This window comes from Pseudonocardia sp. EC080619-01 (genome assembly GCF_001420995.1).
Lineage (GTDB): Bacteria > Actinomycetota > Actinomycetes > Mycobacteriales > Pseudonocardiaceae > Pseudonocardia.
This window is the reverse complement of record NZ_CP012185.1, coordinates 358664-385653: the sequence shown is the minus strand read 5'-3', so window position 1 is coordinate 385653 and position 26990 is coordinate 358664. Positions and strand designations below refer to the sequence as shown.

The 26990-nt window shown below is 67.4% G+C and carries 20 protein-coding genes and 5 pseudogenes; 10 read left to right on the top strand and 15 right to left on the bottom strand.

Annotation, left to right across the window (positions count from 1 at the left end; translation table 11 throughout):
* Nucleotides 1-170: 170 nt before the first annotated feature.
* Nucleotides 171-749 (bottom strand): NUDIX hydrolase, encoded by a 579-nt coding sequence (locus AD017_RS29960; protein WP_060577066.1) that lies wholly within the window; start codon nucleotides 747-749, stop codon nucleotides 171-173.
* 22 nt (nucleotides 750-771) lie between these two features.
* Nucleotides 772-1161, bottom strand: a complete 390-nt coding sequence (locus AD017_RS37595) for a GntR family transcriptional regulator (RefSeq protein WP_082538508.1) — start codon at nucleotides 1159-1161, stop codon at nucleotides 772-774.
* 14 nt (nucleotides 1162-1175) lie between these two features.
* Between AD017_RS37595 and AD017_RS29955 the strand changes: the two genes are divergently transcribed.
* Nucleotides 1176-2195, top strand: a complete 1020-nt coding sequence (locus AD017_RS29955) for an IS481 family transposase (RefSeq protein ID WP_060577065.1) — start codon at nucleotides 1176-1178, stop codon at nucleotides 2193-2195.
* Between the two features lie 830 nt (nucleotides 2196-3025).
* Here AD017_RS29955 and AD017_RS29945 read toward each other — a convergent pair.
* Complete coding sequence (locus AD017_RS29945) at nucleotides 3026-4204, bottom strand: oxygenase MpaB family protein (protein WP_060577063.1); 1179 nt, start codon at nucleotides 4202-4204, stop codon at nucleotides 3026-3028.
* An 857-nt stretch (nucleotides 4205-5061) separates the two neighbouring features.
* Nucleotides 5062-5724 (bottom strand): DUF3159 domain-containing protein, encoded by a 663-nt coding sequence (locus AD017_RS29940; protein ID WP_060577062.1) that lies wholly within the window; start codon nucleotides 5722-5724, stop codon nucleotides 5062-5064.
* Nucleotides 5725-5953: 229 nt separating this feature from the next.
* Here AD017_RS29940 and AD017_RS29935 point away from each other — a divergent pair, with 229 nt between their 5' ends.
* From AD017_RS29935 to AD017_RS36725, 7 genes and pseudogenes are all read left to right on the top strand, one after another.
* Entirely contained in the window at nucleotides 5954-6823 is an 870-nt protein-coding gene (locus tag AD017_RS29935; protein ID WP_082538510.1) for a helix-turn-helix transcriptional regulator, read from the top strand.
* The gene (locus AD017_RS29930; protein ID WP_060577060.1) at nucleotides 6820-7239 is read left to right on the top strand and encodes a Dabb family protein; all 420 of its coding nucleotides are present in this window, start codon (nucleotides 6820-6822) and stop codon (nucleotides 7237-7239) included. Before AD017_RS29935 ends, AD017_RS29930 begins: the two co-directional genes overlap by 4 nt.
* Nucleotides 7240-7290: 51 nt before the next feature.
* Complete coding sequence (locus AD017_RS29925; RefSeq protein ID WP_060577059.1) at nucleotides 7291-8484, top strand: cytochrome P450; 1194 nt, start codon at nucleotides 7291-7293, stop codon at nucleotides 8482-8484.
* Nucleotides 8485-8527: 43 nt separating this feature from the next.
* On the top strand, nucleotides 8528-9808 hold the full coding sequence (locus AD017_RS29920) for a cytochrome P450 (protein ID WP_060577058.1): 1281 nt from the start codon (nucleotides 8528-8530) through the stop codon (nucleotides 9806-9808).
* A gap of 153 nt (nucleotides 9809-9961) precedes the next feature.
* Nucleotides 9962-11152, top strand: a pseudogene (locus tag AD017_RS33870) (IS30 family transposase); the annotation flags it as partial.
* 266 nt (nucleotides 11153-11418) lie between these two features.
* Complete coding sequence (locus AD017_RS29910; protein WP_060577056.1) at nucleotides 11419-12486, top strand: IS110 family transposase; 1068 nt, start codon at nucleotides 11419-11421, stop codon at nucleotides 12484-12486.
* 14 nt (nucleotides 12487-12500) lie between these two features.
* Nucleotides 12501-12692: pseudogene (locus AD017_RS36725) on the top strand (IS30 family transposase); the annotation flags it as partial.
* A gap of 366 nt (nucleotides 12693-13058) precedes the next feature.
* Here AD017_RS36725 and AD017_RS33860 read toward each other — a convergent pair.
* The 3 genes and pseudogenes from AD017_RS33860 to AD017_RS29900 form a co-directional block, all read right to left on the bottom strand.
* Nucleotides 13059-13327: pseudogene (locus AD017_RS33860) on the bottom strand (transposase); the annotation flags it as partial.
* A gap of 566 nt (nucleotides 13328-13893) precedes the next feature.
* Complete coding sequence (locus tag AD017_RS29905; protein ID WP_060577454.1) at nucleotides 13894-14886, bottom strand: IS481 family transposase; 993 nt, start codon at nucleotides 14884-14886, stop codon at nucleotides 13894-13896.
* A 449-nt stretch (nucleotides 14887-15335) separates the two neighbouring features.
* Nucleotides 15336-16433: an IS110 family transposase gene (locus tag AD017_RS29900; RefSeq protein WP_082538512.1), complete on the bottom strand. Its 1098-nt coding sequence runs from the start codon at nucleotides 16431-16433 to the stop codon at nucleotides 15336-15338.
* Nucleotides 16434-16819: 386 nt separating this feature from the next.
* Between AD017_RS29900 and AD017_RS29895 the strand changes: the two genes are divergently transcribed.
* The gene (locus tag AD017_RS29895; protein ID WP_060577055.1) at nucleotides 16820-17509 is read left to right on the top strand and encodes a TetR/AcrR family transcriptional regulator; all 690 of its coding nucleotides are present in this window, start codon (nucleotides 16820-16822) and stop codon (nucleotides 17507-17509) included.
* A gap of 13 nt (nucleotides 17510-17522) precedes the next feature.
* On the opposite strand, the gene AD017_RS29890 is transcribed toward AD017_RS29895, so the two are convergent.
* Genes AD017_RS29890 through AD017_RS29860 form a run of 7 tightly spaced genes read right to left on the bottom strand, consistent with a single transcriptional unit; the run spans nucleotide 17523 to nucleotide 24189 of the window.
* Complete coding sequence (locus AD017_RS29890) at nucleotides 17523-18317, bottom strand: SDR family NAD(P)-dependent oxidoreductase (protein ID WP_060577054.1); 795 nt, start codon at nucleotides 18315-18317, stop codon at nucleotides 17523-17525.
* A 57-nt stretch (nucleotides 18318-18374) separates the two neighbouring features.
* On the bottom strand, nucleotides 18375-19286 hold the full coding sequence (locus tag AD017_RS29885) for a glycine betaine ABC transporter substrate-binding protein (protein WP_060577053.1): 912 nt from the start codon (nucleotides 19284-19286) through the stop codon (nucleotides 18375-18377).
* A 37-nt stretch (nucleotides 19287-19323) separates the two neighbouring features.
* Nucleotides 19324-20280, bottom strand: a complete 957-nt coding sequence (locus AD017_RS29880) for a proline/glycine betaine ABC transporter permease (RefSeq protein WP_082538513.1) — start codon at nucleotides 20278-20280, stop codon at nucleotides 19324-19326.
* Nucleotides 20277-21536: a glycine betaine/L-proline ABC transporter ATP-binding protein gene (locus AD017_RS29875; protein WP_082538514.1), complete on the bottom strand. Its 1260-nt coding sequence runs from the start codon at nucleotides 21534-21536 to the stop codon at nucleotides 20277-20279. The genes AD017_RS29880 and AD017_RS29875 overlap by 4 nt, the downstream gene beginning before the upstream one ends.
* A gap of 9 nt (nucleotides 21537-21545) precedes the next feature.
* Entirely contained in the window at nucleotides 21546-22469 is a 924-nt protein-coding gene (locus AD017_RS29870) for a fumarylacetoacetate hydrolase family protein (RefSeq protein WP_060577052.1), read from the bottom strand.
* The gene (locus AD017_RS29865; RefSeq protein ID WP_227012954.1) at nucleotides 22466-23629 is read right to left on the bottom strand and encodes an FAD-binding oxidoreductase; all 1164 of its coding nucleotides are present in this window, start codon (nucleotides 23627-23629) and stop codon (nucleotides 22466-22468) included. Before AD017_RS29865 ends, AD017_RS29870 begins: the two co-directional genes overlap by 4 nt.
* A gap of 38 nt (nucleotides 23630-23667) precedes the next feature.
* Nucleotides 23668-24189, bottom strand: a complete 522-nt coding sequence (locus AD017_RS29860; protein WP_060577050.1) for a type II 3-dehydroquinate dehydratase — start codon at nucleotides 24187-24189, stop codon at nucleotides 23668-23670.
* 856 nt (nucleotides 24190-25045) lie between these two features.
* On the opposite strand from AD017_RS29860, the pseudogene AD017_RS33855 reads away from it, so the two are divergent.
* Nucleotides 25046-25343: pseudogene (locus AD017_RS33855) on the top strand (transposase); the annotation flags it as partial.
* Between the two features lie 84 nt (nucleotides 25344-25427).
* On the opposite strand, the pseudogene AD017_RS33850 reads toward AD017_RS33855, so the two are convergent.
* Nucleotides 25428-26846: pseudogene (locus AD017_RS33850) on the bottom strand (ISNCY family transposase).
* Between the last annotated feature and the right edge of the window lie 144 nt (nucleotides 26847-26990).

Genomic DNA, 26990 nt, shown 5'->3' with positions numbered 1-26990 from the left:
CTGGTTGTGATGTTCGAAGATCAGTAGGCCGAGCGGAGGTCAGCATGCGCGCGGACCTCGCTGGCACGGCGGGCGCACTGTGAGGTCGCCGAGTCGCGAGCCCCGGCGGAACGCGCTGGCCGCCTGGCCGGCCGGACTCGGCCGGTCAGGCGGCGACGCGAATCCACGAGCTACTCAAACCGTGACGGCGCCGAAGGCCCGGACAACGCCAGAACGTGCAGCAGCCCGACCAGCGCGCCGGAGTTGCCGATCTTGCCGGTCGCAATCAGCCCTGGGACGTCCGCAAGCGGCACCCAACAGAGGATGCCCTCGTTGAGCTCCGTCGGATCGGCGACCCGCTCGGCGCCGCGCGCGAGGAAGACATGGTGCGAGCTGCGCACGGTCCCGGCCATAGGCTCGAACGTCACGAAATGCTCGACCGTCCGGGGCCGGTAGCCGGTCTCTTCCTCGACCTCGCGAGCCGCGGTCTCGGCAGGCGACTCGCCATCGTCGACCAGGCCACCGGGGAGTTCCCAGTTCCACAGATCCTGCACGAAGCGGTGCCGCCAGGACAGCAGGACATTGCGTCCGTCGTCGTCCAGGACGACCATCATGGCCGCCGCGGGAAGCGTGACGGTGTGATGCTCGAAGCGATCGCCGGACGGCTGAGAGATGTCGGCCAGGCCGACGGTGACCCACTCGTTGGCGTAGATCACGCGCTCGCCGTGCACATGCCAGACGTCCGGCGAGACGCCCTCCGGGCTCGTCATGGAGCGACCGTAGCGCCCTCGGTCAGGGCTCAGCAGGCCGCACGAATGCGCCGACCCCGTGCCGCACAACTACAGCCCCGGACTCAGCCAGCACCTTGAATGCTCGTCGTGCCGTGTTCCGGGAGACGTCGTACTGCTCCATCACGGTCGCCTCACTCGGCAACGGTGCACCCGGTCCAAGGACGCCGGCATGAATCTGCTCGGCGAAGTCGTGGGCGATACGGCTGTACGCGCTGGTCCGATCCACGCTGTGCCCGCCAGCAGCTCGCCGACTGACGCCCGGGACGACTTCGACCAAGCTCTCATCCACGAGTGCTACCAGGGCGACGCGCACAGTCCCCCGAGCAACGTCGCACTGCTCGGCTAGTTCTAGAACTGACGGTGAGGGTTGACACCTGGGTCTCTTGATCATTAGGAGACCTGTTCGTGAGTGATCCACTGCAGGACCGCCAGGTCCGTCGCCGCCTGGCGGTGCTGCGCCACGCCGAGGAAGTCAGCGGCAACGTCGCGATGACCTGCCGCTACTACGGCATCAGCCGCCAGTGCTACTACACCTGGCTACGCCGCTTCGAGGCCGACGGCCCCGAAGGGCTGCGCGAGCGCTCCCACCGCCCACACCACAGCCCGAACGCCACCCAAGCCGAGGTCGTCGACAAGATCGTGCACCTGCGCCGCACCTATCACTTCGGCCCCAGGAAGATCGTCATGTACCTGGCCCGCTACCACGACGTCACGATCAGCCCGTCCGGTGTGTGGCGGATCCTCAAGCGTCTCGACCTCAACCGTCTGCCGGCCTCGCAGCGCTACCAGCGCCGTGACCGCCGGTGGAAGCGCTATGAGAAGGCCCAGCCCGGCCACCGGGTCCAGATCGACGTCAAGTTCGTCGAAGCGATCCCGGCCGCGGCCGACAACAGCCCTGCCAGGTCGAAGTCCGCTCCCGCCGTGGAGGTCGGGAACCCGATGGGCGAGCCGACGAAGCTGGCCGGGCGGCGCCGGCGGCGCTTCTACCAGTTCACCGCGATCGACGACTGCACTCGGCTGCGGGTGCTCAAGATCTACCCGAAGGCCGACCAGAAGACCGCGGTCGCGTTCCTCGACCACGTGCTCGAACGCTTGCCGTTCAAGGTCGACGTGATCCAGACCGACAACGGTGCCGAGTTCCAGTCCGGGTTCCACTGGCACGCCCTCGACAAGGGCATCCAGCACGCCTACATCAAGCCCCGCACCCCGCGCCTGAACGGGAAGGTGGAGCGCTCGCACCGCATCGACGCCGAGGAGTTCTACCGACTCCTCGACGGCGTCGTCATCGACGACAGCAAGACCTTCGACGACAAGCTGCGCGAGTGGGAGGACTACTACAACTACCACCGCCCCCACGGAGGCCTCGGCGGGCAGACGCCCTATGAGAGGCTCCGGCAGAAGACCACCGGCGAGACCCAGGCGTAGTCGACCTCCGTCAGTCGCACACGCAACTCGTCCGCAATCCGACGTGACGTCCCGCGAGGGGCCACAGTGCACACGCTCCCGGATCGACACTTGTTGGACCAGCTTAGCTCTAACAGGACGATCACTCTGCTCACCCCGAGCGCCTGCCCTGAACGTCGACGCTCCACGGCGTCATCCCATCAACACGCTCGACCGCGGTACCGATCCCCGACAGCGTGGTCGATCGCCCAAGCGCACTCGGCGTGACAGCGTGACGATCGGGCACGGATCGAGCCCCACCCGTTAGCCCAGGGCTAGGGTGGCAAGCTGTTCGCGATCCTCGACGGGGACACCGAGCAACTTGCAGATCACCCGGACCGGGATCACCGACGCGTACGGGCCCACACCAAGTCCACCGTCTCGAATGCGGGGAGCTCGTCGAGCAGCTGCTGGGTGATCTGCGTTATCCGCGGCGCCAATTCGTTCATTCGCCGCACTGTGAATGATCGGCTGACCAGTTTGCGCAGCCGGGTGTGGTCTGGCGGATCCATTAGCAGCATCATCGGCATCGCCGCGGCTGCGTGGTCGGTGCGCTGCTCGGCGGGCAGGCTGTAGCGCCAGTCCTTGTTCTGTCGCGGTCGATGAGCGCTGCACGCACGTCCGCGTAGTGGGTCAGCAACCACGCCTTGCCGTCGGGCAGCGTGAGCTCACGCACCGACTTCTTCGCCCGTACTGCGGCGAGGACGACGTGCGGGTGGGAGAAGTCGTCGCCAGAGAACAGCTCGTCGGGGTCGTCGACGGTGAGGGTGGGGGCGTGCAGTGCGCCAGCTGTGGGTCGTCGTGCGTCGCGCTCACCGCGTTCCCTCCATGTGCGTCTGGTAGGCGGTGTGGTCAGTCAGGAGCGTGGTGAACGCGCGGAAACGGTCGATTCCCGCCTGCTCGGCCTGCCGCAGGACCTCGGGGAAGCGGAGCTGGTGTGCACGTGTCCTGGATTCCGCGAGAGCGATCAGGGGCAGCAGCGGGGTGAGTGGGGAAGGCGGGATCGCGAGGGCATCGGCGGCCTCGTCGCCGTGGTGGCGCCGTGCGACCGCGTGCAGCAGCTCGCGCCAGGCCTGTTCGTCCATCGGTGACTGCGGTGTGGCGGCGAGGCCGGTGGCGGCCGCGCCGTACAACGCTGCGACCAGCGCTCTGCTGTTCTCATCCGGCGGCGCGAGGGTCGAGTCGAACAGGTTGCACAGGGTGTCGGCCTGCTGGTGGCTCTCCACACCGACGAAGAACCGTTCGTCGAGGCCCAGCAGATGAGCCACTCGGTACCAGTAGCTGTATAGGCGGCGCTGCTCGACCTCAGTGAGCCGGTAACCAACGATCTCCAGGAGAGAGAAGGGGACCAGAGTGAAGTCCAGCCAGGTCCGGGCGATGTCGGCCTGGTTGATCGGTGCCCCCCACCGGGCGCTGTCCCAGCCGTGCGCGAGGGCCGAGGCGCGTACCCGCGCGTGCAGCAGCCGGACCTGCACCGTCTGCACGTAGCCGGGGGCACCGGTCAGCAGTCCCCCGGGCAGGACCACTGCGGCGTTCCACAGCCCGGTCTCGGCGATCCGTCGGGGCGCGGTGGAGGTCAGCCGTCCCGTACCCACCAGCAGCCGGGCGATCGTCGGAGAGCTGTAGGTGTGGGTCAGTGAGCCTGCGGAGAACGCGACCCGGTTCCACGGGTCCGGCACGGCCAGCGACACCTTGTCTCCCTGTGCCAGCAGCTCGGTGTCGACCCAGTCGGGCACGGTCTCGGCATCGGCGAGCAACGCGTCGACCTCGGGTGGCGCGTCGGGCACGCTGGCCCTGCCAGCAACGAGACCGTGTCGCAGAGCGTCCTTCGCGTCGTCGCCGAGTTCGTCGAACTCGGCGACGACGGCATCGGCCAGGGGGTCGCCCACCTGCACCGACTGCAGCAGCAGGTCGACCTGGTCTTCTTGGTGGTCGCGAGTGGCGGGGTCGACGACCCGTCCGCCGACCGGCCGGGTGTTTGGGGCTGTCATGGCGCTGTTCTAACCCGGCGCCGGCGACCACAACCAGGGCCCGCCGATCCCATGTTTCCCGTCATCCGCCGATGGTGAGGAACCCATCAAGGTGTTCGGATGAACCCGATCCGCTGGTGCACAAGCGCGCCGGGGGCGGTTACGTGCGGCGTGACCAGGGTCAGGCCGGTAGCTAGCCCTGACCCTCGTGCGGGGCCTTGCGAGTCACACGGTTTCGCCGTAGCCCCGGCGTTCCCATTCCGGCTCGGTCGCGACGAGAACGACGAACGAGCGACCCGCCGCCTCCATTGTCGCGGCGCAAGTCACCGGGTGACCGTCCCACAGCCGAAGTAGGTGCGCCTGCGTCCGCGCGAGCTTGGACCCGGCGATGCCGTTCCGGCCAGCGGTGAGTGGGAAACTGTCTCGACAGCATCTACCGACGAGTTCCGCGGCGGACGCTGTTACTTCGGCGCCCGGTCCGAGCTCCACGCCGACCGCAACGCGTTCCGGAAGATTTGCAACCGCCGAGCAACCTCACTGATCGACACACCGTCAGCCCGGTGCAGCCGGCAGATCTCCGCCCACTCCCTTCGCCTTGACGACCCTCTCACGATCTTGAGGGGGTCGTCACCTCCAGTCGTCGACACCTCTCCGATCTTACCGGTTCTCGACAACCGGTCACATCGACTACGAGTCGATCAGGGAACGCAGAGCCGAATCCCGGTAGGGATAAGCACATCGTGCCGGTGATTCCTGCCTTCGCTAGATCGGCGAGCGAGTCTATCCAGATCGCTGCACTCTAGGGTTCCTGTGTCCGGACAGGATGGCAACTCCGGCGCTACTTCGCCTAGGCTGGTCCGTTGTGAAACAAAGAGCGCTCAGGTCAGCTGGAGCGTGTCCTTGTCGGGTACCGGGGGCGCGCCGCGGCGCATGACGCGGCGGGCAGCGATGAGCGTGGTGACGACCAGCGTGGCGACCACCGGTCCGACGGCGATCTGCACGACGGCCAACCACGCCGGCTGGTCGGCCAGATACAGCACGATCCGGACGGTCAAGTTGGTGATATGGATGCCGATCCCGGCGAGCGTGGTGAGGACGTAGACCCGCATCAACCGAGGCCGAGTCCGCCAGTCGGTCGGGCCGCCGGCCAGACGATTCAGCAAGATGCCAGTCGCCGGTCGGCCAACGATGACCGACCCGACGAACAGGACCAGCAGGACCGCCGGGAGCAGGCTCGGGAGCAGGAAGAAGGCCCGTGCCTCACCAGTCGCCACAGCGACGAGCGCGCAGACCACGGCGACGCCGAGCCCGCCCAGGGGCCCCCGCAAGGACTTCCGCCGGGCCAGCCGCAGGCCCAGGACCACGACGGCGGTCACGCCGACGGCGGCTGCCGCCCAGCCCGGTCCGCTGAGGGCGTTCACCGCGACGAACGCGACGATCGGAGCGGCCGTGACGACGATGCCGGACACGCCTCCCGAGCGCTCGATCGCCTGCCGAGCGACGGAGCCGACGGTGACCGGCCGAGCGGGCTCGGTGTTCATCTCGGGTGGTGTTGGTCCTTCGGACGTCATGGTCGCTCCTCTGTTGTGACTGCGGGTCTTCCGCAGCCTGCAGCCACGCCTCCCGGGCCGCCACGGCCTCTCAATCCCCGGTTGACCGGACCGCTGCCGCACCCCGGCGGCCGCAACCGAGAGGGGGATCGACAGGCCGTGGCTGGGCCTCGAGGCAACCGGTACGAACGAACCATCACCGAACACCGCGGAGGACATCGTGATCGATCGTGCAGGGCTGGCGGCGTTCCTCCGTCACCGCCGCGAAGCACTCCAGCCCGAGGACGTCGGGCTCCCCCGCGGACAACGACGCAGAACCAACGGACTACGCAGAGAAGAAGTCGCCGCCCTCGGCCACATCTCTACCGACTACTACGCCCGCCTCGAGCGCGAACGGGGACCCCGACCCTCGACCCAGATGGTCGCCTCCATCGCCCAGGGACTGCACCTTTCCCTGCCCGAACGCGACCACCTTTTTCGCCTCGCCGGCCACCACCCTCCCTCCAGAGACATGGCCGGGGACCACATCAGCCCCGGTCTGCTACGGATCTTCGACCGGCTCGCCGACACTCCGGCCGAGATCGTCACTGAGCTCGGCGAGACGCTACGTCAGACTCCGGCCGCCACCGCCCTCAACGGTGACACCGCGACACTCACCGGCCCCGCCCGCAGCATCGGCTATCGCTGGTTCACCGACCCCGCCACACGAATGCTCTACGCCCCGGAGGACCACGCCTTCCTCGGCCGCCTGTATGTCGCAGGACTGCGCGAGATCATCACGCGGCGCGGCCCCGACTCGAGGGCCCGACAGTTGGCCGACCTCCTGCTGTCGTCCAGTTCCGAGTTCCGGGAGATCTGGGCCGCTCACGAGGTCGGACTCCGGCCGCCCGGGTCCAAACGCTTCGTCCACCCCGAAGTGGGTCCTCTGGAACTGGAGTGCCAAACGATGATCGACCCCGAGCAGGCACACAGCCTGCTGGTCTACACCGCCGCGCCGGGCAGCCCGAGCTACGACAAGCTCCGCCTGCTGTCCGTCCTCGGACTACAGGAATTCACCGAGAACGCGGCCGACGATCGGCGAACAGGATGATCTACCACATCAACCGCCTCACCCTGAGAGACGACGTCGACCAGGACCAGGCCGATGCCGTCATCGACATGTTGAACCGCTCGGGCAGCGACAACCACTTCGTCACGTCCCACACCGTCGGGCGAGACATCGGCGGCGACCACGACATCGGAGCCGTGTTCGCGCTCGCCGACCTCGACGCGTACTGGCAGTACCTCATACATCCCGCCCACACAGCCGCTACACGCGTCGGGATCCCGCTGATCGGGCAGTTCGAGACCTTCGATATCACCGACGCCCCGGACCCCGACATCCAGACCAAGCTTGTCGAACTGCAGCGACGATACCTACAGCACGAAACAGACATCACAGCAAAGATGTCCACCATCCCGAACAACATCAATCACGCCGCTTTGCCGCACCGGCATTCCGACTGAGCATCGGAGGCCCGACGTGCGGCGTCGAACTTCATCTATCGGGAGCCATCCATGACCATCACTCGTCCGACCACGATCACTGGGCCTCGGTCGGATCTCGACGTCTACGCCGACGCCGTCCTGCTCGACCCGTGGCCGACCTATCGTGAGCTGCGCGACGCCGGACCGGTCGTCTTCCTTGACCGCTACAACATGTACGCCGCAACTCGCTACGACGCCGTATCCCACATCCTGCGCACGCCCGAGATCTTCCCCTCCTTCGACGGCGTGATGATGAACGACGAGATGAACCAGGTGCTGCGGGGCAACACCCTCTGCAGCGACGGTGCCGCGCACCGCGTCTCACGAAGCGTGATCGCCGAGCCCCTGACACCGAAGGCCCTGCGCCCGCTGCAGGACAACATCCGCACACAGGCACGGGAACTCGTCGACCGTCTGACTACCCGTAGACGCTTCGACGCCGTCATTGACCTCGCCCAGTACCTACCGGTCACGATCGTTGCAGACCTGATCGGTCTGCCCGAGGACGGCCGGGAGCGGATGCTGGTCTGGGCCTCGGAGATGTTCAACTGCTTCGGGCCGATGAACGACCGCACCCGCAGCTCCTTCCCCGTCCTCGGCGAGATGATGGAGTACGCCACCACCCAGGCGGTACCCGGCAAGCTCAAGCCCGGCAGCTGGTCCGAGGCGATCCACGACGCCGCCGCCCGCGGAACCATCACCGCCGAGCAGTGCCCGGCCATGATGATCGATTACATGGGCCCCAGCCTGGACACGACGATCTCCGCCATCGCGAGTGCCGTCTCCTTGTTCGCCCGGCACCCCGATCAGTGGGATCTCGTCCGCCACGACCCCTCGCTCGTCGGATCGGCGATCAACGAGGTCCTCCGCATGGAGGCGCCGATCCAGGACTTCTCCCGCAGCGTGGCTGTGGATTGCGACATCGACGGCGTCCAGCTGCCCGCCGGCTCGCGAATCATCACCTTCTACGGCGCCGCGAACCGCGACGAACGCCGCTACCCCGACCCGGACCGGTTCGACGTGCGCCGCAACCCCACCGACCACCTGGGCTTCGGCGCCGGACCACACATCTGTGTCGGCATGAACCTCGCCCGACTGGAGATGGGGGCCCTCTTCGAGGCCCTCGCCGAGAAGGTCACCAGGTTCGAGCTCCACTCCGAGGAGCGCGCGCTGCACAATATCCTACGCGGATTCACTCGGCTGGATGTCACCGTCCATCTCTGACCGTCTGAATTTTCACGGCCACGTCACGATTCAGAGGATTCGCATGAGCAAGGCCGAACCATGGGGTTTCGACCTGTCCGACATCACCGGTTTCTGGTCCGAACCGCTCGAGACTCGTTCGGCCGCGTTCGCCGAGCTACGTGGGCGAGCCGAGCTCCCGTTCTTCGAAGCGCCGACCCGCCCAATCCCCGATCCGGGGGCCGGCTACTACGCGCTGACCCGCTACGACGACATTGTCGATGCGAGCCGGGCGCCGGGAATCTTCACCTCAGGCCTCGGTGCCACGACCCTGGCCGACCTGTCACCCCAACTGCGCACATTCCTCGACTCGATGATTCATACCGATGACCCGCGGCACGCCAGGCTAAGACGGATCGTCTCCCGGGGTTTCACCCGCAAACGACTGGCGGGGCTACAGGACAGCATCCAGCGAGCGGCCTCCTCAGCGGTCGACTCCCTCCTCCGGAGCAGGGAGTGCGATGCGGTCGAGACGATCGCCAGCAGGTTTCCCCTGACGATCATCTGCGACATGATGGGGATCCCCCAGGAGTTACACGAGTTCGTCCACCAACGCACCAACGTGCTGGCGGGGTCCGCTGATCCTGGCTATACCGAACGTCATGGCAGCGGCTTCGCAGCTCTGCTCGCCGCCGCGCGGGAGTTGACCGGACTCATGCACGGACTTGCCGAACAACGACGCGTGGAGCCCACCGACGATGTGACCTCGGCACTGATGCACGCCGAGATCGAGGGCGAGCGACTGAGCCCCGACGAGCTCGCCAGCTTCTTCATCCTGCTCCTCGCCGCCGGCAGCGAAACCACTCGCAATGCGATCAGCTGGGGCTTCTACCTACTCACCCGTCACCCCGACCAGCGCACCGTCTGGCTCGCCGACCCCGACGCCGTCACTGCGGCCGCAGTCGAGGAGATCATCCGCTGGTCCTCCCCGATCATCTTCATGCGCCGCACGCTGTCCACCGCAGCGACCATAGGTGGCAGCGTCGTCCCCGCCCGGGCCAAGGTCGCCATGTTCTACTGGTCGGCGAACCGGGACCCGTCCCACTTCGACCGGCCCGACGAGTTCGACGTCCGGCGCTTACGAAATAGGCACATCGGCTTTGGAGGGCCCGGCCCGCACTACTGCCTTGGCGCCCACCTCGCCCGCAACGAACTCGCCACCCTGTTTACGGAACTACTCAAGCGCGCACCACGCTTTGCCACCACGAGCGAACCATATCGCCTTCGATCCATGTTCATCAACGGCATCGTCCGGCTCCCTATCGTCGCCGACACCGGCGACACTGGTGCCCCAGCATCTCGCTGATCCAGGCCGAGCCGACGCCTACCGGACTGATCTCCACTCGATTTTCGGCCTTCATCCATTTCGGGGCCGGTTGACCTGCCAGACTCAACCGGTCCTTGCAACACCTCGTAGCGGAAGTGTCGGGTGGGACGAGAGCCAGGTTGGGCCACGAAAATGACCGGTCGTCCGGCGATGGTGTCGCCCGGGCGGCCGCTCGTCGGGCGCGTGGAGCGACGCCGCGTGTTCTGGGCGGCCGTCGCCCGGGGCGTGACGAGTACGGACGCGGGCGTGGAAGCGGGCGTGTCGGAAGTCGTGGGAAGCCGATGGTTCCGCGAACGTGGCGGTGTGACACCCCAAGCGATCTTCAAGACGCATTCGGGCCGCTACCTGTCGTTCGAGGAACGTGAGCTCATCGCGCTCTGGCACACCCAGAAAGTGAGAGTTCGCGAGATCGCGCGCCGTCTCGGTCGACACCCGTCCACGATATCTCGTGAGCTACGTCGAAACGCTGCCACACATGGGGGGTCCTTGTCTTATCGGGCGACGGTGGCACAGTGGCACCGAGATCGCCGAGCAGCACGTCCGAAGCCGGCGAAACTTGCAGAGAATGCACGCTTACGTCGCTATGTGGAAGAGCGTCTCTCGGGCCGTCTGGTCACCGAGGACGGCGTGACCGTTCCGGGTCCGGACATGGCGTTCACCGGCCGCAACCGTGCCCGACGGGCCGATCGCCGGTGGGGACGAGCCTGGAGCCCCGAGCAGATCGCGGAACGACTGCAGCACGACTACCCCGACGACCCGAGCATGCGGATCTCCCACGAGGCCATCTACCAGGCGCTCTACATCGACGGTCGCGGGGCACTGTCCCGCGAGCACGTCACCTGCTTGCGCACTGGTCAAGCCCTGCGGACCCCCCGATCACGCACTCGACGCCAGCAGCGCAACCAGCGAGGGTTCATCACCGCCGAGCACACCCTCGACCGGCGCCCTGCCGAGGTCCTCGACCGGGTCCAGCCCGGCCGCTGGGAGGGCGACCTGATCATCGGTCTGAACCGCTCAGCGATCGGGACACTCGTTGAACGGAGAACTCGCTTCACGCTGCTTCTACCACTCCCCAGAATGGAAGGATTCGACACAGATGCCCGCGTCAAGAACGGCGCCCAACTGGCCGGTCACGGCGCCCAAGCTGTCAAAGATGCGATCGTCGCGGCTGTCGCTTTCCTACCCGAGAAGATGCGCCGAACTCTGACCTGGGATCGCGGCACAGAGATGGCACTCCACACTCAGCTGACCGGGGACACCGGACTTTTCGTCTACTTCTGCGATCCGCACTCACCCTGGCAACGCGGCTCGAACGAGAACACTGTGAGTGTGTCGTTGCTGGCCCGGCTGGGCTGCTCGGCCAGGCTGGTGCCGGTGGTCCGGGGTGACTCGCGAGAATACTGGCCGTCTTCTGGCGTGCCTTGCGTTTGACCTGTCCCGTGGTCCACCGACGCCGGCCTGGCCCACTCGTCTTGGCTTGATCAGGAGCTTGTCCGCCCGCGGGCGTGACCCCTCACAGTGCTGCCGCGACCAGTGACCTCCATCCAGGCCGGCGCCGACGCGTTCGCCCTGGGTGAGAGGACAACCGCATGGTCATGCTGGCAGAGCAGTACCACTACGTCATCGGCGGCGACCCCGACCGCGACACCATCGACCTGGCCGTACTCGACACCGTCACCGGTGGCGTTCGCGCCCATCTTGCCGACACCGCAGACGGACCGGGCTACGAACGGATGCTGGCCTGGGCCAACGAGCACGCCCCGCAACAGCGGGTATGGGCTCTGGAGGGCACCGGCAGCTTCGCCGCCGGCTTGGCTCGATACCTGGTCGAGGCCGGGGAGACAGTTGTCGAGGTCGGTGCAGTCAAGCGTGCCCGCGGCGCGAAGAACGACCACATCGACGCCGTGCGCGCCGCCCGGGAAGCCCTCTCCCGGGAGTTCCAGGCCCTGCCCAGGGCCAGAGGGCTGCGCGCGGCATTGCGGATGGTCCTAGCAACCAGGGCCGGGGTCCTCGTGAGTCGGACGAAGGCGATCAACGAGCTCAAGAGCCTGATCGTCGTCGCTCCCGAGCACCTGCGGGCTCAGCTGCGTGGGCTGTCCCTGGCTCGCCAGCTCGTTCGCATCGAGGCACTGCAGACACCCGCGGCCGCAGAGATCGAGCATCGGGTGACGATCTCGACGCTGCGCTCGATAGCAGCCAGGATTCGGTTCCTCCAGCACCAGACCGATGAGCTAGATCCCGAGCTTGCCGCACTGGTCGCCCAGCACCCTGCCGGGTCGGCGCTGCTCGCCGAGCCAGGAGTCGGGCCCGTCGTCGCGGCGCAACTGCTGGTGTCCTGGTCGCACCGCGGTCGGGTCCGCGACGAAGCCGCCTTCGCAGCACTGGCCGGAGTCTCCCCGCTCGAGGCCAGCAGTGGACAACGCATCCGCCACCGGCTCAACCGTGGAGGCGACCGCGACCTCAACCGAGCGTTGCACACGGTGGCCATCACCCGCGTTCGATGCCACCCCGAAACCCGCGCCTATCACGCCGCAGCGACCGCTCGCGGCAAGACTCACCGCGACATCCGTCGGTCCCTCAAACGGGCCCTCGCACGCCGGCTCTATCGACGCATCCAGGCCGCCACCCGACCCACCACAGAGCCCGAGCGCCCTTGACAAACATAGGAGCGTCCAACGGCCTACTCCGCCAGTACTTTCCTAAGGGCACCGACTTGTCCCGGTACGGACCGACTGAACTGGCCGCTGTAGCACATTCGTTGAATACCCGACCGCGAAAGACGCTCATCTGGAATACCCCTCGCGAAGCACTCCACGAAGTGCTATATTCCGCCGACAGAAGCGGTGTTGCGACGATCGGTTGAATCCGCCCCTGGATCCGCCTAACCCTGAAACGCCTCACCGATCAGATCAGGCCGTTAACATTCTCCGCGTGATGCAGTGCTTGGTCGACGACGTCCCCGACTACCCAGCCCACCGGGCATGAACCGCGCACACCACAGAAGATCCGTCGACTTCTCGACCGTGGAGCGAGGAGCCGCAGTTGTGCGACACTTCCACCCCGCGGACGTCGCCCCCTGATCACCCGCGGACCGACCGGCTGACAATGAACGAACCGACAAGGACTGGCACACTCGTGGTCACCCGAAAAGTCGCCGCCTTTACAACACGCTTTTACAGCCGGCGCGAGGGGGCTGTCCGATCAACGGTGTAACTGGCGTGGATGGTGATCAGGTGGCGCTGGGGACGATACGGTCTTCGAAGGTGATCGCGAAGGCGTTCAGGGCGGGCTTCCAGCGCATCGCCCACCTCGTTCGACCCTTCCCCGTCGGGTCCAGCGAGCGGGTGACCAGGTAGAGACACTTGGGCGCGGCTGCTCAGTGGGGAAGTGCCCGCGGGCCTTGATCGCGCGGCGGTAGCGGGCGTTGAGCGACTCGATCGCGTTCGTGGAGCAGACGACGCGGCGGACCTCGACGTCGTAGTCGAGGAAGGGCACGAAACGCGTGGTCGGAGTTTGAGGCCGTCGCAGACCACACATCAGCGGCGCCGCGGTTCGGTGGGAGGAGCAGCAATCCCGGACTCGATCACCACCGTGTGGCCCCAGGCCCTGGTCCAGGCGTTGGTGAGACGGCGAGCCACCTACGCCCGGTCTAAGTTACACCGGAGATCGGGACAGTCCCGCGTCGCCGAATGCGCTGCAGGCCTACGCGATCGACCTGCGGGGCGTCTCTACCTGACTCGAGCAGTACGAGGTGGGGTCGAGGCGGCGTCCTCGGAGCGGCTTGCCGAGATTTCTTCTTCGCATGGCTACGGCGTTCCGCATGCTGCGCCGGCGCGGCTGTTCGTGCCCCGGTGCCGGTGTGGCGGCAGCGTCGACGTTGCAGCGCAAGCGTCGCGTCGTGCTCGGAGCCCAGGCGCGCTGCCAGACCCGCCGCGCGGTATGGCCCTGTGGGAGCCGCGCGGTCGGCCGCCAGCCAGGCCTCGATGATCGGTCTCCGCGGCTCGATCCCCGGCGGGGCGCGGGCTCGCCCAACACGGGGGCTGCGCCACGGCGACCGGGCTCGTCTAGCTGTACTGACCGGACAGGTTGGTCAACCTGCGGATCGGTGGGAGACCGCCGATAGCGGTGTGGGGTCGGTGATGGTTGTACTCGTGCAGCCAGCCGGGTAGCGCTTTCCGCCGTTGCGACTCGCCGGTGTAGAGCCGGGCGAAAGCCCACCCGTCGGCCAGGGTGCGGTGGAACCGTTCGATCTTGCCGTTGGTCTGAGGGCGGTAGGGCCGGGTGCGTTTCGGGGTGATCCCCAGCTCGTGGCAGGTGTCGCGCCAGGCGTGGGAGCGGTAGGCCGATCCGTTGTCCGACAGGACCCGGCAGACGGTGACACCACGGGCAGCGAACCAGTCGACGGCGCGACCCAGCACGGCGATCGCGGTGGCGGCGGTCTCGTCGTCGTGGATCTCGGCGTAGGCCAGACGGGAGTGATCGTCGAGGACGGTGTGCACGAACGCCGTGCCCATTCTCGGGTTGTGATGGCGGTTGCGGGGTTTGCCCGGTGTCGCCGCCCGGTTCAGATCGCCCTGGGCGCGCCCGACATAGCGCCAGCCACCGCCGTCGGGGATGTTGCCCAACTTCTTCACATCCACATGCAGCAGGTCCCCGGGTGCAGGGTGCTCATAGCGGCGCACCGGCTCCCCGGTCGCCCGGTCGACATGAGCGAGGCGATTGATCCGACACCGCACCAGCACCCGGTGCACCGTCGATGGGGCGGCTCCGACGCGGTCGGCGATCTGGACCGGGCCCAGACGTTTCTTCCAGCGCAGGTGCACGATCCGGCGCACGACCGGTGCCGGCGTCGCCCGCGGGCAGTGGTGCGGTCGGCTGGACCGATCGGCCATACCCGCCGCTCCGTCGAGGCGGTAACGGTCGGCCCAGCGTTTCGCGGTCGGCCACGAGACCTGGAACCGTGCAGCGGCCTGAGCGACCGACACGCCGCCCTCGACTATCAGGCGCGCCAGGCGCAATCGGCCCCGTTCTGTGAGTGGGGCATTAGCGTGGACCACGAGGACCTCCGGTGGTCGGGGATGGATGCCGTCAGACAGCTCCACACCAACCACGGGAGGTCCTCCCCGTTCAAGACCAGTCAGGTCGTCTCATCACACGAACTCGACCAACGTCTCCGGTCAGTACACCTGATATGGAGGCTCTTCCTGTCAAGTGGGCAGCACGAGCCCGCCTCGATGTCGGGCATCGTGACTGGTCAGAGCGTTATGGGTCCGGCGGGGCCGGGCTGCTGGAGGCATGTCGTGTCGACGCGCGGTCAGACTGATATGCGCGGGTTGGTTACCGCATGACCGGATATCCGTCGGGAGCAGTCCGCGACTCTAGAGTCGAGCGTGACCCCGCTCCGCGGTGATCACCACGGGCTGAGCTGCTCATAGGTGTATCGCGGGTCGCTCCTCGCACTCGCCTGCTCGCGCCCAGCCCCGCCGGGGTCTATGGAGTCGGCAAGTCAGCGTGGCGCGGCGTGCGGATCGTCGAGCACAGCCAAGCTCCAGCACCAGCCGGCCAGCTCACGAGCGACGGCGACCGCGGAGATCGTGGGCCGCTTGTTGCGCTGGTCGAATCGGGCCCACCGCTGATGCAGGCGCCGGTTCCCGGCCTCGGCGCGAGCCCGCACGACAACGGGTTGCCCCTGGCCACGTCGAGCTCGTTCCCGGCTGGGTCGTAACTGACGACGGTGATGCCAGGCGGCTTCGACCAGCAGCCGGCGGGCATGAGAGTTACCGGTCTTGGTGATCCCGCCCTGGACCCGACGCGCCCCCGACGAGGCTTCGGAGCCCACCAGGCCCAGGTAGGAACCGATCGTGGCGCCGGTGAACCGGTGCCAGTCGGCGACCTCGACACACAGCCCGACCGCGGTCAAGGTGGAGACCCCGCGCAGGCACCGCAGCCGCCCCACCGACCCGGCCAACGCAGCGGTCTCGGCCATGTCGACGATCGCGGCGTCGAGCCGGTCCCGGCGGGCCCCGATGGTGAACACCGCGTCCAGGGCCTCGTCGAAGGCCAGCGCCACTCCGCGGTGGTCGAACCGCTGGCCGCGCAGCCACTGCTCGTGCGCCCCGGTCCAGGCCGTGGCGTCCCAGACCAGCCCCTGGCGCAGCAGCAACTTCGACAGCCGATGCCGGGCCCGCATCACATCCGTGCGGACATCCTCGCGGGCCCGCACCAGATCCCGCGCAGCCTCCTCGGCCTCGGTCGGCACCCGCACCCCGGGCAGCTCCCCGATCCGCAACAACCGTGCCAGCCGCTCGGCGTCACGTCGATCGGTCTTGACCTTGTCACCGGCCGGGCGTTCCAGCTTCGACGGCGCCACCACCTCACAGGCGATCCCGGACGCGGCCAGAGCCCTGGCCAGGCCGAACTCGGTCGGGCCGGCCTCATAGCAGGCCATCACCGGGCCCGGGTGACTGCAGACCCACTCGGTGATCTGCGCGGTCCGCGGCCCGAGCCTTCTCGTACTGATCTCGCCGCTGGTCTCATCGATGGCCGAGCCGACCACCGAACGAGCGTGAACGTCGAGCCCGACCCACGTACCCTCTCCAGACACCGGCGCCTCCCGTAATTGCGGCACCGCCACCCGCTGACGGTGACCCGCGCCAACTTACGAGCGAGGCGCCGGCCTCCATACGGTCTAGCAGGTCGGCGTCACTCTGTTCGAGAGGTCGGGCCGGCGGCGTACTCATGACCGACGCCGGCCGCCTGCTGCACCGACACGGAGGAGCCCACCGGAAGCCGTCGCGCTGCTTCCGGCCCTCTCTCTGCCACCCGAGGACCCGGCCCGCGCCACGCGACGTGGCCGGGACCACCATCCGACGTCGGCTGGTGGTCGTCACTCGGAACGACCCCGCAGTGCCGGTACTCAGCCAACTCATGGCGACCGTCACCGGCGACGCCGTCTCGATCACCAGCGCGCGCGGATAGTATGACGTTATCGTGTACGCGTCACTGGGCAAGCACCACATCGACCGCACGACGAGGGAGGGAACCGTGACATCGACGCACCCCGCCACCAGCCGGACGCGTGATGACCTAGTGGAGGCGCGCAAGAGCGCTATTCTCGCCGCAGCCGAGAAGCTGGTCGCCGTCCACGGCTTCGACGCGCTCCGCTTGCGAGACGTCTCCGCGGCCGCCGGGGTGTCGATCGGCCTGATCCAGCACTACTTCACGACCCGCGACGAGCTGCTGCGCGAGACGATGCGCACCGCGAGCGTCCGGCGAGCGGCGCAGTGGGCGCAGCTCGCGCACGGCCACAACGAGGCGCCGGAGACGCTGCGGGCGCTGCTCGAGGGGTCAATCAGCGACCGGCATCGCTGCGTGGTCTGGCTCGAGACCTGCGCAGCCGCCACCCGGCACCAGGACCTGGTCGCCGACGTGCAGCGAAATCAGGAGGCCTGGCAGTCCGCGATCCGCGAGGTCGTCGACCAGGGCGTGGCCCGCGGCGACTTCTCTCCCGATATCCCGGTGGCCGACATCGTCGCTCTGCTCGTCAGCCTGATCGACGGCCTCATACTCGGGGCGGCCACTGAGCCTGAGGATGCGAAGAGATCCGCGTACCGGCGACAACTGCTCAGAGAGGTCGCCGAGCGGCTCCTGCCCCCGGGATCTGCGGTGGGCGCGCCCTGAGACTTTCAGGCCCTCACAACCGCATTTGCTGGACCTGGGAGGTCAGGGCGCCGTCGAGGACCCAGAGCTGACCACTGGCGTAGCGGGCCTCATCGGAGGCGAGCCACGTCGTCAGGTTGGCGACGTCCTCGGGCGCGCCGTAGCGCCGCGATGGGTGGATGTGGCGGACTTCCTCCTGCCATTCCTCGACGCCCCGACCGTCGGCGCCGCGGACGGACTCCCCCAGGGAGTTCAGCAGCATCGGGGTTTCGATGTAGCCAGGACAGATCGCGTTGACGCGGATGCCCTCGGGCCCGTGGTCGACGGCCATCGCCTTGGTCAGACCGTGTACGGCGCCCTTCGTCGCGCAGTAGGCCGCGAGCCTGGGGTCGGCGATGTAGCCCTCGTAGGAGCCGATATTGATGATGGCGCCGTCGCCCGTTCCTTCTGCGGCCGTCCTCAGCAGGGGCAGTGCGTCCCTCGACATCAAGAATGTGCCGGTGACGTTGACGGTGTAGCTGCTGTTCCACGCGGCGAGGGAGATCTCGGCCACCGTGCCCTCCACCTTCACGGCCGCCGCGTTGACCAGTATGTCGAGTCGACCGTCCTCGTCACGGATCCGGGCGTAGGCGGCGGCGACCGACGCCTCGTCTGCCACGTCGAGCTCGAGGAAGGTGCCGGGCTTGTCGGTGCTTTCGGACAGAGCCCCAGTGTGGGTCACGTCCGCGGCGTAGACCGTGGCACCCTCTTGCACAAACCGCTCGACGATGGCGCGTCCGATCCCGCCTCGTCCTCCGGTGACGAGCGCGACCTTTCCTTCGAGACGCATGCGTTGTTTCCTCGTGCTTTCGGTTGGTGGTTGCCACGATCCCAACGCCGTGCTGGGTTACTGCAGGTACTTGGCGAGGGCGGGCTCGAAGTCCGGGTTTGCATCGAGCCAGGCTGCGACCGCCTCTTCTTCGTTTCCTTGGCCGAAGTCGTTGACGATCATGTCCTCGAGTGTCCCGTACTGGTCGTCGGTCATCTCGAAGTTCGCGAACATCTCAGCAACCTTCGGGTAGTCCGCGGCGAAGCCCGCGCGGGCGATACTGTGCACATTCTCGGACTGTCCCATGGCACCCTCAGGGTCCTCAAGCGGGCGGATCGGATAGACCTGGTTGGCCCAGAACGGTGCCCACATCGTCACGACGATCTCCCTCTCTTCGTCAATAGCCTTCTGAAGCTCGGTGAGCATCGCGGTCGTGGACGAGAGCACCAGGTCGAAGTTCTCATCCAGCCCGTAGGCCGGAAACGCGTCGTCCTTGACAACCCCCGTCAGGCCGGCGCCAGGCTCGATCCCGATGATCTTGCCGTCGAACTCGGCGGCGTTGGCCGGCAGGTCGGCGATGGAGGTTACGTTTGAGTAGTCGGGCACGCCCAAGAAGAGGTTGGCGCCCGAGTACCAGGTGCCGAGATCCTCGAGGTCGTCCTTGTACTCCGCCCAGTACTGGGCGTGGGTGCGCTCCAGCCAGCAAGAGGGAAAGAGGTCAAGGTCGCCGTTCTGCAGGCCCGCGTAAATGGGGGCGTTGTCCGCGATCTCCTTGATCTCGACGGTGTAGCCGTTGTCCTCGAGAATGTTCTCGAACAGGTAGGCGGTGCTGGCCTGATCGGTCCACCCTTGGACGACCGGAATCGTGATCACCTCGTCGGTCCCGCCGCCGCTTGCGCTGTCGGAGCTGCGGGCACCGCAACCCGATGTAAGCAACGCGAGAGCGGCAGCGATCGCGCCGAGCCGAATGGTCAGGTTTCGTATGTTCATTGGTTTCCGCCCGGATGTCGGATGGTCGCGGGCTGCGCTATCCGCCGATGGTTGTCGTTTTGACACCTCGGTCGACGGCGTCGTCGGCCTCGGTGTCCTCTTGAACTGCCGTGCGGCTCCGCCGAGACAAGAGCCGTCGTGCCAGTCCGTGGCCGCCACTGACGGAGGCCGTGACGCGGTCGAGGTAGATCGCGAGGATCACCACCGACAGTCCGGCCTCGAAACCGAGCCCGAGGTTCAGCGTCGCGATAGCACCGGTGACTTGACCTCCTAGCCCTTCAGCGCCGACGAGACCCGCGATGACGGCCATCGACAGGGCGAGCATGATCACCTGGTTGATGCCGGCCATGATGGTGGGCATGGCTAGGGGAAGCTGAACCCCGAACAGGGTCTGCTGCGGGGTCGCGCCGAACGAGTTGGATGCCTCGACTATCTCCCCGTCCACGCCGCGGATCCCGAGCTCGGTCAGGCGTACGCCGGGCGGCAGGGCGAAGATGATCGTGGCCACCACGCCGGGTACGACGCCGATGCTGAAAAGCGTCACGACCGGCACCAGCCACACAAAGGCAGGCATTGTCTGCATCATGTCCAGCACGGGCTTGATGACGTTGCTCGCCCACCTACTGCGCGCCGCGAGGATGCCCAACGGTATGGCGATCACCAGCGCAATGACCGTGGCCACCAAGACCAGCGCCAGCGTCTGCATCGCCGCAGCCCACTGCTCCACACCGATGATGAAGAGCAAGCCGACGAAGGCTACGACAGCGAACTCCCACCCTCGCAGCAGGAGCCCGATTAGAGCGAAGAGCAGGGCGAATACCACGGGATCCGGTGCCTCGAGCACGCCGATAAGCCAGTCGACCGCTCCGCCGCCGCCGGTGTCGATCGCGTCGAAGAACGGGCCGAGGTTGTTGTTGAGCCAGTCGAAGGCCTCCTGGAGCCTGTCGCCGACGGGGATCCGCGGCACGTCGGGGACCAGGGCGAAGGTGCTCATCGCACCGACACCTCCGTGTGCGAGGGGTCGGCCGCTGGTCGTCGGCGGTACGGGGCGGCCTCGCTCCCTGGACTCGATCCCCGCTGCTGGCACAACGCCTGGAGGAGCGTGCCGCGAGACAAGACGCCGATGACCCGCTGCGCATCGTCTACCACCGCGAGGGCCTGCGGCGTGTGCGCGCTGAGGGCGAGCACGTCGGACAGATGCGTCTCCTGGGAGGTGCTGGCGACTGCCTCGTCGAACAGCCCGTCGAGCGAGTCGCTGCCGCGGGCGATCGCGGCGGCGACGGACTCCTCGTCGATGGCTCCGCGCAGAGTGTCGTCGGGACCGACCACGAAGAGTCGCGGGGTCTGGTGCTCGACCATGAGACTGCTCACCGTCCTCAGGCTCTGATCGGCACAGACCAGCGCTGCGGGCTTGGTCATCACTGCGCCGGCTGTCAGCACGCGCGCCCGGTCCACGTCCTGCACGAACTGGGCGACCGGCTCGTCGGCCGGCTGGTTGATGATCTGTCCCGCGGTGCCGATCTGGACCATGCGGCCGTCGCGCATCATCCCGATCCGATCACCCAGCCGCATCGCCTCGTTCAGGTCGTGGGTAATGAAGAGAATCGTCTTACCCAGCTTCTGCTGAAGCTCGACAAGCTCGTCCTGCATCTGTCGTTTGATCAGCGGGTCCAGGGCACTGAAGGCCTCGTCCATCAACAAGATGTCCGTTCCGGCTGCGAGCGCCCGGGCCAGGCCGACTCGCTGCCGCATGCCGCCAGAGAGCTGATCGGGCAGGGCCCCCTCCCACCCCTTGAGTCCGACCAAAGCGAGCGCCTCGTTGGCGCGTTTCTCATACTCTGACTTGGGGACACCCTTGACCTTTAAGCCGTACGCGGTGTTCTCGCCGATCGTCAGGTGAGGGAACAGAGCGAAGTGCTGGAAGACCATGCTGACCTTCTCGCGGCGGGTGCGGCGCAACTGCTTCTGGTTCATCTGCACGATGTCGTCCCCGTACAGCTCTAGCTGACCTGCGGTCGGCTCCCACAGCCCGTTGACCATCCGGATCAGAGTCGACTTGCCCGACCCCGACAGGCCCATGACGACGAAAGTCTCGCCCTCCTGCACGTCGAACGAGACGTCAATGACCGCCGCCGTCGTACCCTCCCTACGCAGCTCCTCACGAGTCGCGCCCTGACGCAGACGCTCGACGCCCCGCTCAGGACGCTTGCCGAAGATCTTGTACGTGCCGTGCGCCTCTACTGCGAGCATGCCGACACCTCACCTCGGCTGTCGTACGTCGTCTTCAGCGACGACGGGGTTCCGGATTGTGCCGATCCCGCGAATCGACACCTCGACCACGTCTCCGGCGGTGAGGAACCGTGGCGGATCCTGCTTGAACCCCACCCCGGCAGGGGTGCCGGTCGCGATCACGTCCCCCGGCACGAGCGTCATCATCGTGCTCAAGTCGGCGATTGTGTGGGCGACACTGAAAATCATCGCCTTTGTGCTGTCGTACTGCATGGTTTCGGAGTTCACGCGGGTCTCGATCATCAGGTCCTGCGGGTCCGGGACCAGTCCGGCTGGCACGAGCCCCGGCCCCATAGGCGCGAACGTGTCCAGCGCCTTACCTGCCGTCCACTGGCTGGTCCGGACCTGCAGGTCGCGGGCGGTGACGTCGTTGGTGACGGCGTAGCCGGCCACGTACGCGAGCGCATCGGCCTCGTCGACGTACTTGGCGGCGCGTCCGATCACGACGGCGAGCTCACCCTCGAAATCGACCTCGTGGCTGCTGCGGGGCAGCACGACCGGGTCGTGCGGACCCACCAGACTATTGCGGAACTTCGAGAAGATAATCGGCGCCGGAGGCGCCTCGAATCCGGTCTCGGTGGCGTGGTCGACGTAGTTGAGCCCGAGGCAGATGATCTTTTCTGGGCTCGACAGCGGCGACCCCAGCCTCACCTCGTCGAGCGGCGTGGGACGCGAACGGCTCTCGGGGCCGAGCACGCCACTACGCAGCCTATCCACGCCGTCCGGGGTGGCCGCGAGCAGGCACGCCTGGAGGACGTTGTCCGGGACGCCGTGCGCGTCGGCCAGCGGCCAGACCATCCTGTCGTGGATCATCCCGGCAGCGAACTCCTCCTGACCTCGGTGCTGGAAGGACACCAGCGTGAAGTCGACGAACTCTCCGGATGCGGTACTCATGAGGCGCCCTCCAGCTGCTGATCGGAGTCCGCAACCGACTTTGCGAGGAGCCGGTCGGGGCGGAAACGGGTGACGCGCGGGTCAGTCCGGCCTCCCGTGAGCTCGAGGGTCACGATGTCGGCCAGTGCGGGGGCCATGGTGATCGCCGCGTGGGCGAGAACGACGTACAGGCCGTTCAGACCCGGGACGGCGCCAACGACGGGCAGTCCGTCGGCCGGCAGTGCTCGTTGACACACGATCGCGGACAGGGGTGTCGCGCCGCGGAGAGTGGCCGCGTGCTCAGCGGCTGCCTCCACGACGCGGGCGACCAGACGCTCAATCGTCGCGGGATCAGCACTGGCTCCGCCCTCACGGGCCAGCTCCATGTCGACCGAGCCCGACCACACCATTGTGCGCCCCTCGCCTGCGGGCCGGTAGTTCATGTCGTCGACCGCGACGACCCGGCTGACCGGGGTCGGTCCTGCCGGCACCACGACCAACAGCCCCGGCACCGGGACTCCGCCCACGGGTTCGTGGGCCACCAGCGTCGGAGCGACGCCAGCCAGTGCGACCAGTTCGTCGGTCCAGCGGCCCACGCAGCTCACCAGCCAGTCAGCGGGCAGGCTCGTCCCCGAGCGCAGCCGGACCTCTCGCACCTGCCCGTTGTCGATCTCGACACCGGCCACCGCGTCGCCGGTCCGGACAACCACTCCGAGGGCGCGCAGGCGAGCCGCGAGGTCCTCCAGCATGACCGGCACGTCGACGTACCCCTCGTCCGGGAACACGCCGGCTGCGCCCACCTGGTCGACGTCCAACGCAGGTTCCAGCGCCGTCACCGGCCCCTCGACACGTTCGGCAGCGTGGCCAAGATCGTCTAGGCGCCGCAGGTGCGCATCGAACTCTGCTTCGTGCTGTTCGGACAGATGAACGGATAGGCAACCCGTGTCATGCAGCCACGGCGCGCCGCCAAGCTCGGCACGCAGCCGACGGTATCCGGCTACGCCGTCGCGCCGCAGCTCGACATAGTCCCAGTAGCCGGCGTAGCTCGCGTTCGCGTGAGCGAAGCTGCCGCCCGACGTGCCCGCGCCGAGGTCTCCCGCGTCGACAAGCGTCACCTCAGCGCCGGACAGCGCCAACCGGTAGGCCGTGAGCACGCCGACAACACCTGCACCTGCAACCACACAGCGCTGCTGCGGGTCGGCCTCTGCGATGGACGCGTTCAGCGCTCTTCACCCGCCTGGCTCCCGTTGAGGAAGCCCTTGTCGTCGAGACCCAAGGCGAGGGCCAGCACGGCCGCGAGATAGCCGTGGTGCAGCATCCCCTCGAAGACCCCCGTGGCGGTGTGAGAGAAGAGCGACTGCAGGTCGGGGCGGCCTGGGTTGGTGTTCTCCTTCCAGGTCGACACGTTGGCAAAGTGCACCTCCATGTAGGGCACCCCGGTATCGATCAGCGCGTCCCGGGTGGCTAGGCCGAACCAGGTGAGGCCGGCTGGGTTGATCAGGTAGCCGTCCACCGATGCGCCAGTCTCGTGGATGAAGTGCAGGATGTCCGACTCGGCGTCCGACTGGAAGTGGGTGACGCTGACGCCAATCTCGTCGGCAAACTCGTCAACCATCGCGTTCACGTCTGCCAGTGAAGACACCGCCCCGAAAACGGCGCCCTGCCGCTTGCCAAGCTGGCCCATGTTGGGGCCGTTGATGAAGGCGAAGTTCCACTTCGTCGTGCCCTCACGCAGTCGCATATCTCTCCTCAGGTATGGATGTCACGAGCTTGTGAAACGGGCGGGGAGGGCCTGAACTGGCAGCTGTGACAACTGATCGGGATGATGTGCTAGACGACAATAATGTCGTAATATCCCTGCGTCAAGATGGTCACTGCCCCGATCGTCAGCCCGCACTCACGCGTCGGGGGGTCGCGGGGCTGGCGGCCGCGGTCGGCGGTCCGGCCCGGCTCGGCGTCGGTCGGCAGCAAAGGGTCGTGGCCCCAGCCGATCCCGTGCCGGGGCCACGAGGCGGGCGAGTCGGCGTTCGCCAGCGCTGGCGGGTGGCTTGGGAACCGGGTTGGGGTAGCTCCTGTGGTCCGTGGTGCGTCCTGTCGAGGTCAGCTGCCGAGGGCCGCGCGGTTGGGGCTGCCACCCGGTCGTGCCATCACCACCGCGCTCGCCGCACGCAAGCTCACAGGTTACGGAGCCTGTGGTCAGCTTAGGTGCGGTTGAGCCGTTCCAGGATCTGGGTGTGAGCAGCGCCTGAGTCTGCTCGTTCGAGCGTTTCAGCGCGTCGAACCGGGCACCGGTGCGCTGCTCCAGCGTGTCGAACCGCGAGCTCTGCGCCTCGAACTGAGCGTTCGTACTCTCCGCGAGCTGGTCGACCTTCCCGTCCAGGCCGCTGATCCGCCGCCCAGGGCATCGATCTTTCCCTCGATCCGAGGCCCGTGGTGTCGCCGGTTGCGTCCAGCGACGTGGTGTACGACGTCGGCGCTGATCAACGGCGTGGCGTCGGGATGTGAGACGGCCACCGCGTGATCCTTCGAGTGCTCTGGTTCCCGAGGGCGCAGACGCGATGGCCGCGTCAGACAGTGTGAACGATGTGGCGGGCTAGCTCGATGACCGGCTCGCCGAGACAAGTCCGGATCTGCTCCGGTCGATGGTCAAGGGGTTCGCCGAGGCGTTGATGTCCGCGGACGCCGATGCGGCGTGCGGTGCCGGGTATCGCGAGCGCAGCGACGGGCGAATGAACTCACGCGGCGGGTATCGAGCCCGGGGCTGGGACACCCGTGCGGGAACGGTGGAGCTGGCGATCGGAGAAGCTGCGCACCGGGACGTACCTTCCAGAGTGGCTACTCGAACGGCGTCGCCGGGCTGAGCAGGCGCTGGTGTCGGTCGTGGCCACTAGCTACTTCGCCCTGAAGAAGGCGTCTTCGCGCTGATCGGTGTCGGGGTGGTGCTGCCGCCAGTGGGTGTTGATCTCTGTCGGTGGTCGATCAGGCGCTGAGGGCGGCGATCTTGACCAGGTTGTGCGCCAGGACCCCGTGTCCGGCCCAGGTCCGGGGCCCCGTCGAGGTGATCGAGGCGGGTTCGGTCCCATCCGTACTGCCGTTTGAGGGTGCTGATCCGGGCCTCGCTGCCGGTGCGCCACTTGATGCTTCGGCGGAACGCCGGGCGATGCTCGAATGCCTGGCGGGCTTGGCCGGGTCTGCCCTTGCGGGGGATCGCGGCGGTCCGGATGCCGAGCTCGTGCAGGCTGTTCTCGACGGGGGCTTCGCCGTAGCCGCGGTCGGCGGTGACCGTTCGGGGTCGGCGCCTGGTCCTGGCGATGACGCGGGTGACCGCGGGGACAAGTTGGGGGGCGTCGGCGGGGTTGCCTCGTTCGACGGTGTGGTCGAGAACGATCCCGTCGTCGTTGTCCATGACCTGGGCCTTGTAGCCGAACTCGATCGACTTGCCGAGCCGGCCCTTGGCGATCGGACGGGCGTCTTCGTCGTGCAGGCTCACCCGTCGTGTGGCCCCGGCCGGAACCTCGCCGGAGAGACGTTGCCGGGGCTGCGCCGCGATCCGGCGGGTGACCTCGACGAGCCCGGTCAGATCGTTGATCGCGTGATGCAGCCGTCCCCGGCGGCGCCTCGCCGTGGGATCGCCACCTCGCTGGCCTGCAGTCTTGAGCCGCTCCGCCGTATGTTGCGCGTGACGCAGGGCTCGACGGGCGTTGCGCAGCAGGTGCTCGGCATCGGCGGCGGCCCGCTCGGCGAGCCCGACCATCTCGCCGGTGATCCGACGGATCACGGCCTGGGACTCGTCACGCCCGGCGGCGGTGCGCAGCCGCAGCTTCGCCCTCGATCGTCCGCGCCCGAGCACCGGCGGAGCGGCTGCGATCGCGAACCCGGGTCCGGGTCGCCCCGCCAGCGGCCTGGACTCGTTGTCCCGCGGCGGCGATCCGCCGGGCCGCCTTGGCCAACAGCCCGGAGTCGGTCGGGTAGGCGACATCGGCCGGGAGCACGGTGGTGTCGGCGCGCACCCGATCGGTGCGCAGCAGCTTGGCCTGTGCGGCCTTGGCCAGCAACGCATCGTTGCAGCCGTCCACCGCCGCAGTGCCGCAGCGGGTCGTCAGCTTCATCAACGTCGTCGGGTGCGGCACCTTGCCGTCGAGTGGGATCCGGCAGAACCGCCGCCAGGTGATCGAGTCCGAGACTTCACGACACAGCGACTCGTAGCCGAGCCGGTAGCGGAACTTGAGGAACATCAACCGCAGGTAGACCTCCATCGGCGTGGAGGGCCGACCCAGCCGCGGGTCGAAGAACGGCACAAACGGGCGAAGAACACCGGGTCATCGAGCAGCGCATCAACCCGTGCGAGCTCCTCAGGCAGCCGCAGGACCTCTCCTCGGGAAGCACCGCCTCCCACACAAGCTCACCTCGACCGCGTGTGTCCGCAGCATCAGGACTCGTTTCCCCAGCTCACCGACCTACAAGGCCATTCTTCCGCGCGTTCCACCCTCGACGCTGAAGGCGCGCCGAGCATCTCCACAGGTCAGCGGCCTGATGCGCTGC